This window comes from Riemerella columbina DSM 16469 (genome assembly GCF_000374405.1).
Lineage (GTDB): Bacteria > Bacteroidota > Bacteroidia > Flavobacteriales > Weeksellaceae > Riemerella > Riemerella columbina.
This window is the reverse complement of sequence record NZ_KB894218.1, coordinates 33,530-49,008: the sequence shown is the minus strand read 5'-3', so window position 1 is coordinate 49,008 and position 15,479 is coordinate 33,530. Positions and strand designations below refer to the sequence as shown.

Genomic DNA, 15,479 nt, shown 5'->3' with positions numbered 1-15,479 from the left:
GTTTATTGTATTACTTCAATTGTTTTATGTTCTACTAAAGCCTTATACATGGCGTAAATCATCGCATTCCAAAATGGAAAAGTCAGTAAATAACCTATTCCAAACAATAGAACCCCAGCATAGCTGAATAAACCCGCCACAATAACGCATACAAAAAAGGTTAAAAAATGAGATTTTAATACTGAAAAATTAAGTTTTAAACTTTCTATAATATTGGTGTTTTGAAAATACATTATCGGAGTAATCAGCAAGGTAACCAATATCCAAATCAAAGGCAATACCATCGGTATATTATTAGTAAATGAATAAATCATTCCCCAAAATAATGCATAGCCAAAGAACTTAAAAAAATAACTACCCTGAAACCCTGCAAATAAATCCGAAACATTGTAACCTAACCCTTGATCAATTTTTTGATAAATTTTATAAAATCCTATATTCAGCGGAAATAATAGTGCCTTAACGATCACTATACACAATGCGAAATATTGCATTTCTTTTTTCTGTGCCAGTTCTTCGGATAGTTTAGCTATTGCTTTCAAATCCCCCAAATCCATATTTCGGAACTTTTCCATATCATCCATCAGACCAAAATATTGAAATAGTGCCATGGCAAACACCATAAATAGCCCAAAGTATATCACCGAAAACAGCACTTGAACGCCTAAAGTCTTTTTCCAATAGCCAAATGCCGACTCCATTATTGCACTGATACTTTGAGAATTATCAATCTCTGGTATATCATTCATAAAATTTATTTTGCACAAAAATACACATTATTTATTTTTGTTCTATGTTTTTATACAAAAAATCTCAATTTTATTTAATGGATTGCTTATCTCAACAGGGTAAGCCTTTCTTTTTTATCATTGATTTTTTAATGACAACCATCGAAGTTTATACTAAAGAAGACCTTTCTAAAAGTCCGCTAAAAATTGAGTTTAGAAACTTTAGTCATCATCATAGCAGAAACACTACTCTTCCTCAAAACATCATATGGAAACCTGATTTTGAGTCGATTGAATCTTATGCCAAAGGGTTTCATCAAGTGCAAGAACATCTAAAACAAGGTAATTCTTATCTCACCAATTACACCCGAAAAACAAAAGTCAAAACCAACCTAACTTTAGAACAAATTTTCGACTATACCCAAGCCAAATACAAAATTCTACATCCAGAGCAGTCTTGGGTATGTTTTTCGCCAGAAACCTTTGTGGAAATCAATCAGCAAACCATTACCACACACCCAATGAAAGGGACGATAGATGCTGAAATCCCCAACGCCATAGAAGTTTTAAAGGAAAATCAAAAGGAAAAAGCAGAGCATTATACTGTGGTTGATTTGCTAAGAAATGACCTAAGCCAAATTGCCGATGAGGTTCAAGTAAAAGCATTCCAAAGGATAGACTATCTACAAACCAAACAGCGTAATCTCTACGCAATGAGCTCCGAAATCGAAGGAAAAATTAAACCAGAATATCAAAATAAAATAGGAAGTTTAATGCAAAAGCTATTGCCTGCGGGCTCGATTTTAGGTGCGCCGAAATCCAAAACTTTAGAAATTGTATTAGAGTCGGAAGGCTATGAACGCGGATTTTATACGGGCGTTGCGGGTTGGTTTGATGGAAAAAATTTAGATTCTTGCGTACTGATTCGGTTTATAGAGCAAAACCAAAATGGATTGTATTTTAAAAGTGGCGGTGGCATTACACACCAGAGTAAATTAGAAGACGAATATCAAGAAATGAAACACAAAATCTATGTCCCAATTTATTGAAAGCATCCAGTGTTTAAATGGTAAAATCCAACTTTTAGACTACCATCAGCAGCGTGTAGAAAGAACTTTTAGCCATTTTAATCTCACGCGTAAAATAAATTTAGAATCACTCATTAAGTATTCAGAATTACCTCCTAATGGTTGTTTTAAAATCAGAATAGTTTATAACTTTGAAGGACAATACAATATAGAAATCCAACCTTATAAAAGGACTTATCACCAAAGCTTTGAATTAATAGAAGCCGATATAGATTATCCCTTTAAGTATGAAAATCGAGAAGTTTTTCATCAGTTGAAATGCCAATCTTCAGCAGAAGAAATCATCATTACCCAAAAGGGTTACATTACCGATACTTCTTATAGCAACCTTATTTTTTTTAAAGAAAAAGAAAATGAATGGTTTACCCCCAAGTCTTTTCTTTTAAATGGCGTTCAAAGACAACACCAAATCCATCAACACCAAATAAAAATTGTAGATATTCATCAACAGGATTTAAAAAATTACACCCATTTTAAACTTATCAATGCGATGAACGATTTAGAAACTTCGTACACCTATCCCATTGAAAGTATCATTAATTTACTTAAGTTTTAAAAACTTAAAATAATCTTTTAGTACATCGGCATTAGGGGCGGTTTTAGTTGATATTTCTAAGATTTTTGGACGGTCTTCTGGCGAAAAGAAATGAGGCAAACTACGCTCTAGCGTCACCAAATCATCAACCTTGAAATAAGAAAATCCAAAATGCTTTGCTAAAAGTTCGGCATCTTTTCGATGCGTTGTGGCGATAAATTCTTCTAAAGCATTCGTGGTATCAGGACCTGGAATAATTCTGAAAATATTACCTTCGCCATTATTAATCAATACAATTCTGGTATAAGGCGGAATATACGGATTCCAAAGTCCATTAATATCATAGAAAAAACTAATATCCCCCGTAACCAGTAAGGTGGGGTTTTGGTCTGCCATAGCAAAACCCATCGCCGTTGAGGTACTTCCATCAATACCACTCGTCCCGCGGTTACAATAGATAGGATTATCTTGTTTAAAATCAAATAATTGCGCATACCTAATGGTAGAGCTATTCGATAGCTGAATATTATAATGTTCTGGCACACTTTGGCTTAGTAATTCAAATACTTTAAAATCCGAATAGGGCGCTTGTAGAGAAAATTCTTGATGCCTAGCATCCAACTTAGTTCTAAGGCTATCCCAAAGGTTATAATATGGACTAGGCTCTAGGTTAATTTTATCCATTAATGCCGATAAAACTACTTCTGGCTTGGCTTTTATCTTTCTATTTAATGAAAAGTAAGTGTCGGGATGCCAATGTTCATCAATATGCCAATGGTTTTTTATCGGGGTGGCTCTTAGAAATTGCTTAACCTTTTTAGACACTACATTTTGACCTATCGTAATGAGTAAATCTGGAGCATAATGGCTCAGTTCTTCACCTCCAAAATTAAAAATATAGCGGTCGATATGGTTAAAAAATTTATCGTTGTGCAGATTAGAATTGACTTCTGTAAGAACCACTACCGAGTGATTTTTTGCCAATTGATCGAGGTAGGTTTCTAATTCCTTATTAGGGGCAAGCGTTCCCATAAGTACCATAATTTTTTTAGAAGTATTCCACTCGGCAACCATTGTGGCATCTAGTTCATACTGAGAAGAACTAGGCTTATATTTGTCTACTTTTGTAAATACAGGCAACTCAGAAATCAATTGATATAAAGGTTCTTCCAACGGGATATTAATATGGACTGGACCTTGCTTTTCAAAACAAGTTTCAATGGCGACTTTTACGGTATTAAAATTATACTCATCGGCATCAGGTTGGCTGTCCTCTAGCAATTGAAAACTACCATAGGCATGTTGCTCATAGAGTTTATGTTGTCTTATGGTTTGCCCATCAAAAATATCGGTATAGTCCGAAGGTCGGTCAGCAGTCAATAACAACAATGGAGTATTCTGATAAAACGCTTCTACCACAGCTGGATAATAATTAGTCGCCGCAGAACCACTGGTACAAGACACCGCCACAGGTTGTTTTAGGCTTTGAGCCATACCCATCGCCACGAATCCTGCACTGCGTTCATCTACAATACTGTAAGCATTAAATTCATCAAACTCTGTAAAGTGAATTGCCATTGGAGCATTGCGAGAACCTGGGGAAATCACAATATTGTGAATCCCATACTGCTGGAGCAAGTTGGCTAAAATCTGAATACTTCGTTTGGTAGTGTACTGCTTCATAATCAATCGGTAAAAACTGATGCAAAGTTAAGGTTATTTTTTAAGGTTTTTATGCCTTGTAATATAAATATTAGGATTAGAAATTTTTTATTATCTTTAACCTTTAAAACTTAAACCATCATGATAAGAGTAATTATTGCTACATTATTTCTGCTGTTCCAAATGCTTTCAGCCCAAGCCACGCGTTTTGTTTATGAAATGACTATAAAACCAGATTCTACAGACCTCAACTATGTTTTAAAAGAAGATGTATTTTTGGATACCAATGGACAGCATTCTATCTTTTTTTCTGAAAATAAATTGAAAAAAGATTCTGTATTTGCTGCATTGAGGAAAATCAAAAGTTTTGATTTAAGTGCTACAAAAGACTTCGAAACTAAAGTAAATTATCAAATTAAAAAAGATTATGCTAACCAAGCGGTAACTTATGTCAATAGAGTTTCTCAAGACACCTACGAATATATAGAGCATAAGCCTATGCAATGGGAAATTCTTGCAGATACTCAAATGATTGGTAGTTATGCGGTACAAAAAGCCAAAGTAAACTATGGTGGCAGAGTGTGGTACGCCTGGTTCACCATGGATATTCCTTTTCCTGATGGACCTTATAAATTTTTCGGTTTACCAGGACTTATCGTAAAAGCGGAAGATGACAAAGGGCACTATTCATTTGACCTTAGAGAAAATAAATCCATTGGGACTTTAGCAAAATTTGACTCTAGAAGACCACCACTTAAAGTTAAAAAAGAAGATTATTTAAAGGTAAAGCAACGATATGATGAAGACCCTATCGCGTTTTTTAATAATTCTGGCAAAGCGAAAATCATAATTAAAGACTCCGATAAGAGGAAAATACTCAAAAAAGAAAAAAGTAAAAACAACAATCCTATCGAATTATAATATTTTTTGTAATTTTGGACTTTCATAATGAAACAGAAGCTTTATATTATAATGATGATGCTCTGTTGGGGAAGTTTACTCTTTTCTCAGCAGAATACTCTTATGGCTTCTACATTTAGCGAATGCTGTACCACACAGCAAGACGCTAAAGACGATTGTTGCAAAGAGCATCAACAAGATAAAAGTCCAAAAAAACATCAGCAACATTGCAGTAATGATTGTGCTACTTGCCACGCTCAGCCTTTACCCTTCAGTATGGTAATGTCGAGTAAAGCATTTCAGCTCAACAATCATGTCACTTATTTAATTCAACCTAACTTAGGGTACTACTGGCAATTCTTACCGCCCAGTCCATTACAAGACATTTGGCAACCGCCTAAAATTAGTTAATTTTTACCGTTTTTATTAAGTCGCTTTTATTTTTAAAGAGCGAAATTATTCATTAAAAATTAACTAAACAATGTTACATATCATAAAAAAAACGCTAGGGATAGCGTTATTATCTGCGGCTACCATAGTATCTGCACAAATTAAAAACCCAACCACAGAAACCGCAATGGTAGAAGGCAACTGCGAAATGTGCCAAGCCAGAATAGAAGGTGCAGCAAATCTTGAAAATATAGTAGAAGCCCATTGGGATGTGGATAGTAAAATACTTACCCTAAACTACGACAGCCAGCAAACTTCAAAACAAGAAATTTTAAAAAGAATTGCAGAAGCAGGCTACGAAAATGAATTATTTCCAGCTTCGGAAGCTGCCTATAATCAACTCCCACAGTGTTGTCTTTACACCAAAAACAAATCCGAGTTTGAGAAAAACCTTAAAGACCATCACCAAGGCGATGACCATAAGGGACACAACCACGCCCCAAAAGACCATCAAAAAAATATTGAAGAAGTCCAGATTACCAAGCTAAAAAGTGCTACCGCCATTAGCAAAAAAAATGTAGGACTTACTTTTGATATTAGTTCTAAAGAACTTCTAAAAGCCGCATGTTGCAACCTTTCGGAAAGTTTTGAAACCAATGCTACGGTAGATGTGTCTTTTAACAATGCCGTTACGGGAACCAAACAATTGAGAATGCTTGGACTTGACCAAAAATATACGGCTCTTACCAAAGAATTACTTCCAGAAATCCGTGGCTTAGCAACGCCATATGGTCTTAACTTTATCCCTGGGAGGTGGATAAGTGGTATCCAATTGACCAAAGGGGGAAGCACGGTAGTCAGCGGTTACGAAAGTATCACAGGACAAATCAATACCGAATTGGTTAAACTACACGACAAGCCTGCCTCTACACTCAACATCTTTGCAGATGGCAATGGTAGAGCAGAACTGAATGTAACCAACACCACAATGTTATCAGAACATTGGAACCAAAGTATATTATTACACACCAATGGTACTTTTCCAGAAATGGATACCAATAACGATGGTTTTCTAGACCAGCCAAAAGGCAACCAAATCAATGCGACTTATTTGCTAAATTTTAGTGATTTAGACCAAACGGGCTGGGAAAACCTACTAGGAATCAATATCTTAAAGGATGAAAGAAAAGCAGGACAAATCGGCTACAATTGGAACGCCCCACAAAGCACCCAAAACCTATATGGTGTAGACATAGATATTTCTAGAATCCAAGCGTGGAATAAAACGGGTTTTGTATTTCCAGGGAAGCCATACCAGAGCTTAGGATGGATGAACCAATTTACCTATCATCAGCAGAATAGTTTTTTCGGTTATCGTAATTACTTAGGTAAGGAAGCCACCTATTATTCCAATTTAATTTTTGAGAGTATTTTAGGGGATACCAATCATAAATATAAAGTGGGAGCGAGTTTCCTTTATGACAAATTTGATGAAACTTACCTAACACAAAACTATAAACGAACCGAAATTGTACCTGGAGTTTTTGCAGAATATACATTAACGGGCGACAAGTTTACGATGGTGGCAGGGCTCCGAACCGACTTTCATAATTTGGCAGGTACACAAGTTACACCAAGATTGAATTTAAAATACGACCTTGCACCCAAAACCATCGTTCGGCTAAGTGCGGGGCGAGGATTTAGAACAGCAAATATCTTTGCCGAAAGTCAGCAATTTTTTGCGTCTAATAGAACCATTGAAATTCTGGGCAATGGCGGTAATATCTATGGACTACAACCAGAATCAGCTTGGAACTATGGGGCGAGTATCCAGCAAGAGTTTAAATTGTTTGGTAGAAAAGCCACTTGGCTTACCGATGCCTTCCGTACCGATTTCCAAAACCAAGTCTTAACAGATTTGGATGCTTCTACACATAAAATGATATTTTATAATTTGGATGGGCATTCAGCAGCTAATGCCATCCAGTCGCAATTGGATTTTAGCCCCATAAGAAATTTAGAAGTAAGGCTTGCCTATAAATATTATGATGTATGGGCAGATTTCCAAGGTGGAAAAAGAAAAATTCCTTTTGTCGCAAAACACAGAGCCTTTTTAAACGCCAACTATTCTACACCTAAATCTGACAAAGGCGGCTACTGGAATTTTGATGCAACGCTACAATATATTGGAAAGCAACGCTTGCCATTTACAAATCAGAATCCTCAGGCGTACCAATTACCTGCCTATTCTAACCCGTATACTTTGCTCAATGCCCAAGTGTCTAAATACTTTAACAAAAAAATTAGAGTTTATTTAGGGGCAGAGAATTTAACGGCTTATACCCAAGACCAGCCTATTATGGATGCTAAAAATCCATTTGGAAATTATTTTGATGGAGGTATGGTCTATGCGCCTATTATGCCAACTAATGTCTATGCAGGAATAGATATTGATTTTTAAAAAATATGCATTGCATAATATAAGCAATTTATTTTTTACTCTAAATAAAAATAAATTGGTAAATTCGTATTATAATTTTTTAAACCAGTTTTATTATGAAAAAAATCAATTTATTTGCAGTGACTGCATTATTAGGACTAAGCTGTGTTTATTCTTGTAGTAGAAATACAGAAGATAACTTAACATTAAAAGAAAAGAAAAGAACTAGTTTAGAGTTTAGTTTGAAGGATAAAGAAAATATTGAAAGTGCTTCTTTAATAAGAAAAATTCAATATAAAACTTATTTTTTAAAAGAGGCGGCAAAGAAAATGTTTTTATCTAAAATTTCTAATGAAGATATACTTAATCAGGTTATATCTAGTAAAATACAAAAGAACACTTTCAAAATTCAAGACTTATCATCTAAATTTGAATATAAAACCGATTTTAATAATGCCTTCAAAAACATAGAAGGAAGAAATTATTCTATCAGTTTCTATATACCTTTCGCAGAAGAATTAAAAAATAGAACAACTAATATTAAAGAAAATATTTATATATTTGAAGAAATTGATGACCCTAATAGGTCAGAGTATGATGGGTATTTGCTTAACGAAAATGGTGAGTTTATTAAATATCAACATCCACTAACTGAAAATTTAGCTAAAAACCTAGCTAATAAAGGTGTTCCTGTTATTATTGTCGGGCTACAAGATGATTCATTAACCCCTATTAATGGAAATAAAAACTTAAGTATGGTCAAATCAATTTCTTCAACTAATAAAAGTTGGTATATTGATAATATGACTGTTAAAACACATAAAGAATCCTGGGTAGCCGGTGCTTCAGAAATAGCAGTTCAAGCATATTCTTACAACCACTTAAATAACCAACTAAAAAAGATAAATTATATAAATAGTTCAACCGCTGGCTCAAATTCAGAATATATTTTTGCAAAATTTAAAAGAAAGGATGTTCGTAGAAAGCATAATAGGGATTTAAATGCTATCATTGCTGGAGGAATAGATGCCTCCAATAATATGTATCAGAACACTAATTTTTTCTATGTAATTTATGAAGCCGATAATTGGCCTGTAGAAACTCGTACGGTTAATTTTTCAAATATTGGAGGTATTCCTTCTAGTATAAGCATACAATTTGGCTCTTCTGACCCTGAATACTATAACAGTAATGCCGATGGAAATAAAATTAGTAGTGTTGTTAATAATGGTGAGATATATTTTAAAAACTCAATCAGATAAAATAATGTAACTATGAGAAAAATTCTTTTATTATCAACCAGTTTAATGATGACTTCAATAATGTATTCTCAGAAGTTTTCTGCCAATGTAGATTTTGGGATTCCTACTGGAAAAATAGCTGAGTACACCTCATCTAATGTAGGGGTAGGATTATCTTATACCAAAAGTATCTCTGATAATTTTTCCTTAGGTCTAACGACGGGATACTCACACTATTTTACAAAATCTAATGGCAAAGATATTGGAACTGTACCTTTAGCACTTAAAGTACAAAGTTTTTTTGGTGGGAATAAAGTTTACGCAGATTTAGATTTGGGTTATTCATTCTCAATTAATAACTCTTTTAAAGGAGGCTTGTACACCTATCCCAAGGTGGGTTATATGCTAAATGAAAATGGTAAACTTTATGTAGGTTATAAAAACACAATGAGTTCTTATAAACATAATATAATAGGTAACTCAGTCATTAAGTCAGGTGCAATCGGATTAGGTTCGTTTAATTTTGGAATAGATTGGAGTTTTTAATATTAAATTGAATACTATCCTGCTAAAGCCGTCTCAGTTTTGAGATGGCTTTTTTTATTCCATTAAAAATCTATATATTTGCAGAACATTATCAAGAACCTTTATAAAAAGGTAGCAACCTGCAACAACAAGCAAGGTGCTAAAAGGATAAGCCAATTCTGGAAAAAATGTTGATTCAATGGTATTTTTTTAAGACGCTTATCTGGATAATTTATGTTAAGATTATAAATTTAAAAAGATAAAATTATGAAATCGTCACCTCTATTGGCTATCGTCCCATTGCTTATATTTATATTGGTATTTCTCGGGGCAGGAATTTACTTTAATGACTTTTATTTGCTACCTTCCCCTATTGCGGCATTAGTGGGCATCATTGCAGCATTTATTTTACTAAAAGGTAGTGTAGAGGCTAAGATGTCGACTTTTTTCGCTGGCTGTGGGGACAGAAAAATCCTGAGTATGTGCATCATTTACCTTTTGGCTGGGGCGTTTGCTACGGTTTCAAAAGCAATTGGGAGTGTAGATGTAATTGTGGCGTATGGGCTGAAAATGATTCCGGCTGCTTATATTCCGGCTGGATTTTTTCTGATAGCCGCATTCATTTCTATTGCTTCGGGAACTTCTGTGGGAACTATCGTTGCCTTAGGGGCAGTGGCAGTAGGCTTTGCCGACCAAGGGATTAATATTAATTTTATTGGGGCAGCACTTATTGGCGGGGCAATGCTGGGGGATAATTTATCTTTAATTTCGGATACGACCATCGCCGCCACACAATCGCTACAATGCCAAATGAAAGATAAGTTTAAAGTTAATTTATTTATCGCCCTACCTGCGGCATTGGTAACCTTTATCATCTATATTGTATTTGCAGAGCATCCTTCTGGCAGTCCTATTACCCACCCTGAAACCACTAGTCAACATTTGGTATTAGCGTTGCCTTATATTGCAGTAATCATTCTGTCTTTAGTAGGCTTAGATGTTTTTGTGGTCTTGGTTTTAGGAGTTTTAATGAGTGGTGTTTTAGGGTTTTATTTTTCTGATTTAGAAGTCATTACCTTTAGCAAAACCATTTACGATGGCTTTACGGGAATGCAGGAAATATTCCTACTGTCTTTATTAACGGGTGGACTGGCAGCAATGGTAGAGCAGGCGGGTGGTATACGCTATATTTTGAAACTAGTAGAAAAAAGAATTACCAGTTATAAAACCGCTCTTTTAGGCGTGGGTTGTCTTACTGCAATTGTAGATTTAGCAACGGCGAATAATACCATTTCCATCATCATTACGGGAAAAATTGCAAAAACGGTAAGTGATAAATTTAATATTCAGCCACGCGATATGGCATCGGTACTGGATATTTTTTCTTGTGTGGTACAGGGTTTACTACCTTATGGCGCTCAGGTACTTATTTTAATTGGGCTGAGCCATAATAAAATTCATTATTTGGATTTATTGAGTTATTCATTTTATCCGTTTTTATTATTCCTTTCTACCACGCTTACCATTCTATTAAAAAACCACCGCAACGCTAGCCATTCAGCCACACCTTAAAATCTTTTACTCGGTCTCGGCTGATGGATATAGGGACATCATTAGGAACTTCCATCTCTACGGTATAGGTAGGCGAAGTATGGATATTTTTAATATAGGCTAAATTTATGATATACTGTCGGCTCACTCTGAAAAACTGCTGCGGCTCTAGCACCTGCTCTAATTCTTCTAAAGAAAAATCAGTAGGGTAAGCACGCTCGGCGGTTTTAGCGTATACAATTTTATGCTCGGTATAGAAATAAGCAATGGTTTCTATCGGTAAGATTTTTAGATTATAGCCAATCTTCACTAAAACTCTGGACAGTTTTGGGTCTTCCTTTTGAATCAATCCTTTAAAATCAACCTGTTGGTAGGCTTGTGTTTTGGGCTGAAAGGATTGGAATTTTTCTATGGCTTGTTCTAATTCTTCTTGGCTAAATGGTTTTAGTAAATAATCAATAGAATTTAATTTAAAGGCTCTTAGTGTATATTGGTCAAATGCCGTGGTATAGATAATAAAACTCTGGGTTGGCACTTGCTCAAAAATATCAAAAGAAAGCCCATCGCCCAACACAATATCCGAAAATATTAAATCTGGATGCGGCTGATGTTTAAAGTATTCTACGCCTTCCTCTACCGAACTAATAGTGGCGACCATTTCAATATAAGGAAATTGACTGAGCATGCGTAGTAGTTTTCTTGCCGCTAAGGCTTCGTCTTCTATAATAATGGTTTTCATAAGTTTTAATTTGAAAATGATAAAATAGGGAGACTCACTTTAAAATGATTTGCATGTTCTTCAATCAATACTGGTTTATTGGTTTGTAGTGCATACCTTTGTTTAATATTTTGTAGCCCAATGCCTTTTCTATGTTGGGACAATGCTCTTTTTTGTAAATTATTTTCTACCACAAGATAATGATGTTCTTTGTAAAGTCTTATTTTTAAGGGACTTTGTTCAGTTGCCGTATTGTGTTTTATAATATTTTCCAGCAATAATTGCAACGACAAAGGTACGATGAATTCTTGGTCTGATAGCTCAACTTCAAAATGAAACTGCACACGCTTATCAAACCGAGTACTTAGTAAATGTGTATAGACTTTAGCAAAACTTAATTCTTCGGTTAGTGTAACCAATGGCTTGTCTTTATGCTCTAAAACATAGCGGTAAACTTTGGAAAGTTCATCGGTAAAGATTTGAGCATTCTTAGGATTTTCTTCAATTAAAGCACTTAAAACATTTAATGAGTTAAAAAGAAAATGTGGGTCCAGTTGGCTTTTAAGGCTTTCAAACTGGGCTTCTTTAATTTGGGATAGGCGTTGCTCTGCTTCTAGTTTTTCTTGATGGCTTTTCTTTAAAGCGGTCATAAATCCATACGCGTGGAATAGGGCTGAAATTAAAAGTGCGATATTCAAAATAATCCAAACATTAATGATGGTTTCATTACTAAAAAAGTCAAAACTTCTCTTTTGAAATACCACGACATCAATATAGCTTAGGAGTACCGTCATTACCAGATTAAGCACCAAAGTTCCAACGATACCGAATATCAAGCGTTTACGCGTATGGGTTACCCATGGATACCGTTTTGTAAGCAAGTCATTCATTAATATATTGGTTAGCCCAAACCCAATGGCATAGAAGGTAGAATATTTTAATTTAATTAAAAAGTTGTGTAGTGTTCTATCCTGAGGAGAAACGATAAATATAATCAAAGTTACTCCAAGGATTGCGATGGATAAAGAACGAATATTTTTAAGCCAATATAGTTTCATAGGAATTATAGTTTATTCAGTTGCTATTTTTTATTTACAAAATATTCCGCTTCTGCTTTCCCCCAATTTGGGTGCAACGAAGATTTTAGTTTAAAGGTTTTAAATTGCTCTAAAGCTTTTTTAAATAACTCCATCCCCTTTTCCTTGCTACCACCAAATTGTTCTGGTGTAAAGTAAGTATCTTCCGCTTTTAGCAAGGTGATTCTTGGATTATCAGGACTGAGCGATTGTGCTATAGCTAAAGTTTTTTCAGCTTTGGGCATTTCTGTTTTGTAGCGTTCCATAGGGTTTACCATCATTCTAAGGCTATGAGACATTTTCTTTAAGGTATAAATTTCCGCATTATTAGGGGAAAGTGCATCAGCTTTTTCGATATAGTCATCAGCAGTATCAGCCAGCGCATCTAACTCTGATAGTTTAGCGGGGTCCCCCATCATTGTTCTACCTTTGCTAAGGTAAGCCAAAGCAGTATAATATTGTGGTAGCCACGCATCGGTTTCTTTGTTGGCAATACGAGCGAAATCGTTAGCCAATACCGTATAATCATCGCTGGTTTTGGCTTGCTGAAGTTTTGCAATAGTTTCTGTCATCACTTGTTCGTATTTAGATTGTGCCATTGCCAATGCAGAACCTACGAAGATAAACATAAAAGTAAAAAATGGTTTAAAAAATTTAGTTGTCATTGTTTTAAAGTTTTAAAATTAATACAGCAAAGGTAGACGGTATCCTTATCGTTAAAAAAAATAACACTCCGAACGGTTGTTTTTATTGACCGAACGGTATAGTATTACAAATTCCTATCAATAATTTCTTGAGTTTTATCCACACCAAAACTTAGAAATACGCCTATCATAAAAAATTGTTTAAAGGCTGGGCGTTGCTCTATCTGTCGCTGACCATTACTTGGAAATTGATAATCATAGACATTATTTCGTCCCAAAATATTATTTACAGAGAGCACCCAAACAGTATTGACTTTAACATTCTTCTTTCCTAAACTCGGTACATAATTAACACTCATATCCAAAGAAACATTATCCTTTAAAATCCCTTGTTGGCGAATTATTGTCGCGTTTATCCTTTCATTAATATCATAATACGGTCTACCCGATAACCAACCGCCGCTCGTGGGGCATAAGTCCAAGATGCTGTAAGGCTGGTATATTCCGAACGCAATCCCAATTTAAGTGCTAGTGTTTTGGAAATTCCCCAATCGCTATCCACAAATGTTGCCAAACGATATTGCACCGAAGGATACTGAAGATTAAGTTGAGGAAGTTGTATGCGTTCATTTGCGTAGTTCCACTCGATTCCCGCACGAATAGCAGAAATATAACCTATTTTTCTTTCTAAAGTCGTTTTTGTATTGAGATAGTAGTCCTTAGTTTCCAAAGCTTTATTAAAAAATTCTTGACCGTTTTTTAAAGTTTTGAAATTTAAGTAAGTCGAATTATAAGTAAAAGAGCTTCCCATATTTAAAGTATAGCGTCCCCATTGCTCTTTCCAAAACAGAGAGTGAAAGGTATTTTTACTTTTAAGAGCCGTTTCATTTTTTAAAGTTTCAAACTCTACATTAGGCTGAATAATGCTCATATTATTTTGGTCGTAACTGCCATAGTATTTTACGATGCCATTCTTAGTTTTTAATCTAAAATTAAAATTAGACGCCCAACTTTTAGGCACTTCCTTAAATTCAATAGTTTGGGACATTAACTTTTTCATCAAACTAAAATCTGTATAAGTCGTCATCAAGCCATAAGACTTAGTTTTAGGCTCATTTACCTGCTGAAAGCCACCGCTAATAAAGAATGGTGCAATACCTAAATCTACCGAAGATTGATTTGGGAAATCTACACTTTCCAAAGCCAACACCGAGGACAATGCTTGACCATATTGTGCAGAATAACCACCCGTAGAAAAGACATTGTCTTTAAATAATGAGGGATTCATTCTATCCCTTCCAGAAAAACCTGGGACGGTATTGGAAAAATAATGGTTAACGAGATTGCCATCAATATAGAATTGTGTTTCATTTCCCGTACCACCCCTTACAAATAGACCAGAGGCGTTTTCCACCGACTGAGTTCCAGCTAAGGTGGTCAACGCTTGGGACACCTGCCCACCCGAACCTGCAGTAGTATACATATCCAAAGCAGAAAGCAATACGGTGGCTCTCTTTTTATCGCTCGCTTCCATTTTCCCCGCCGAAATAACTACCGCATCTATGGCTTTAAAATTTTCCTTAAGCAATATCGTTAATTCTATTGGTTGATGACTAATCTCTATCGTATCATATTGGTCGTTATAATCTGGGTGCTGTACTAAAATAACTTGTGGTCCTTTTTCTTCCGTTTCAAAAGTAAACCGACCACTAACATCCGTGGTGGAGCCATCGTAAGAGTTGATAAGGGACACACTCGCATATTGAACCCCTTTATTTTTAAATAATACACTACCTGAAATATTGGTTTGTGCTAAAATAAACTGAGTCAGCATCAACATTAGCAATAGAAAAATTTGTTTCATAAAATTAATTTTAAGACAAAACTAATCCGCCACTCTCTTCAAAGAAAAAAAATAATGCTGAACGGTAGAATTGGATAGCTCAGTGGTAGAAAATAAAAAACGCCTCACAAATTGCAA

General features: G+C 35.1%; 15 protein-coding genes and 1 riboswitch. Of the genes, 8 read left to right on the top strand and 7 right to left on the bottom strand.

All coding sequences use genetic code 11. The features are described from left to right. Window positions 1-2: 2 nt before the first annotated feature. On the bottom strand, window positions 3-749 hold the full coding sequence (locus tag C237_RS0101615) for a hypothetical protein (RefSeq protein ID WP_018674738.1): 747 nt from the start codon (window positions 747-749) through the stop codon (window positions 3-5). 77 nt (window positions 750-826) lie between these two features. Between C237_RS0101615 and C237_RS0101610 the strand changes: the two genes are divergently transcribed. Together C237_RS0101610 and C237_RS0101605 are read left to right on the top strand one after the other, a co-directional pair. Then, on the top strand, window positions 827-1,777 hold the full coding sequence (locus C237_RS0101610) for an aminodeoxychorismate synthase component I (RefSeq protein WP_156809691.1): 951 nt from the start codon (window positions 827-829) through the stop codon (window positions 1,775-1,777). Continuing rightward, complete coding sequence (locus C237_RS0101605; protein ID WP_018674736.1) at window positions 1,761-2,372, top strand: aminotransferase class IV; 612 nt, start codon at window positions 1,761-1,763, stop codon at window positions 2,370-2,372. The genes C237_RS0101610 and C237_RS0101605 overlap by 17 nt, the downstream gene beginning before the upstream one ends. On the opposite strand, the gene menD is transcribed toward C237_RS0101605, so the two are convergent. Further along, window positions 2,358-4,034 carry a 2-succinyl-5-enolpyruvyl-6-hydroxy-3-cyclohexene-1-carboxylic-acid synthase gene (gene menD / locus C237_RS0101600; protein ID WP_018674735.1) on the bottom strand — a complete coding sequence of 559 codons (1,677 nt, stop codon included), beginning with the start codon at window positions 4,032-4,034 and terminating at the stop codon, window positions 2,358-2,360. The two genes, C237_RS0101605 and menD, sit on opposite strands and share 15 nt — an antisense overlap. 120 nt (window positions 4,035-4,154) lie before the next feature. Here menD and C237_RS0101595 point away from each other — a divergent pair, with 120 nt between their 5' ends. From C237_RS0101595 to C237_RS0101570, 6 genes are all read left to right on the top strand, one after another. Next, window positions 4,155-4,934, top strand: a complete 780-nt coding sequence (locus C237_RS0101595) for a GLPGLI family protein (protein ID WP_018674734.1) — start codon at window positions 4,155-4,157, stop codon at window positions 4,932-4,934. Between the two features lie 27 nt (window positions 4,935-4,961). Next, entirely contained in the window at window positions 4,962-5,324 is a 363-nt protein-coding gene (locus tag C237_RS0101590; RefSeq protein ID WP_018674733.1) for a hypothetical protein, read from the top strand. Window positions 5,325-5,394: 70 nt separating this feature from the next. Further along, window positions 5,395-7,764, top strand: a complete 2,370-nt coding sequence (locus C237_RS0101585) for a TonB-dependent receptor domain-containing protein (protein ID WP_018674732.1) — start codon at window positions 5,395-5,397, stop codon at window positions 7,762-7,764. Between the two features lie 95 nt (window positions 7,765-7,859). Further along, entirely contained in the window at window positions 7,860-9,005 is a 1,146-nt protein-coding gene (locus C237_RS0101580) for a hypothetical protein (protein ID WP_018674731.1), read from the top strand. Between the two features lie 12 nt (window positions 9,006-9,017). Then, window positions 9,018-9,530 carry a hypothetical protein gene (locus C237_RS0101575; protein WP_156809690.1) on the top strand — a complete coding sequence of 171 codons (513 nt, stop codon included), beginning with the start codon at window positions 9,018-9,020 and terminating at the stop codon, window positions 9,528-9,530. Window positions 9,531-9,613: 83 nt separating this feature from the next. Beyond that, window positions 9,614-9,708: riboswitch (SAM-I-IV-variant riboswitch) on the top strand. A gap of 68 nt (window positions 9,709-9,776) precedes the next feature. Then, window positions 9,777-11,081, top strand: coding sequence for a Na+/H+ antiporter NhaC family protein (locus tag C237_RS0101570; RefSeq protein ID WP_018674729.1), 1,305 nt, complete (start codon window positions 9,777-9,779; stop codon window positions 11,079-11,081). Here the strand turns inward: C237_RS0101570 and C237_RS0101565 are convergent. The 5 genes from C237_RS0101565 to C237_RS0101545 all read right to left on the bottom strand — a co-directional run bounded on the left by C237_RS0101565 (window position 11,059) and on the right by C237_RS0101545 (window position 15,362). Beyond that, window positions 11,059-11,799, bottom strand: coding sequence for a LytR/AlgR family response regulator transcription factor (locus C237_RS0101565; protein ID WP_018674728.1), 741 nt, complete (start codon window positions 11,797-11,799; stop codon window positions 11,059-11,061). The genes C237_RS0101570 and C237_RS0101565 overlap by 23 nt on opposite strands. 5 nt (window positions 11,800-11,804) lie before the next feature. After that, window positions 11,805-12,836 (bottom strand): sensor histidine kinase, encoded by a 1,032-nt coding sequence (locus tag C237_RS0101560; protein ID WP_018674727.1) that lies wholly within the window; start codon window positions 12,834-12,836, stop codon window positions 11,805-11,807. 23 nt (window positions 12,837-12,859) lie between these two features. Then, entirely contained in the window at window positions 12,860-13,519 is a 660-nt protein-coding gene (locus tag C237_RS0101555; protein WP_018674726.1) for a hypothetical protein, read from the bottom strand. 104 nt (window positions 13,520-13,623) lie between these two features. Further along, complete coding sequence (locus C237_RS0101550; RefSeq protein WP_026315426.1) at window positions 13,624-13,857, bottom strand: hypothetical protein; 234 nt, start codon at window positions 13,855-13,857, stop codon at window positions 13,624-13,626. 53 nt (window positions 13,858-13,910) lie between these two features. Beyond that, window positions 13,911-15,362 (bottom strand): carboxypeptidase-like regulatory domain-containing protein, encoded by a 1,452-nt coding sequence (locus tag C237_RS0101545; RefSeq protein ID WP_026315425.1) that lies wholly within the window; start codon window positions 15,360-15,362, stop codon window positions 13,911-13,913. Window positions 15,363-15,479 lie beyond the last annotated feature (117 nt).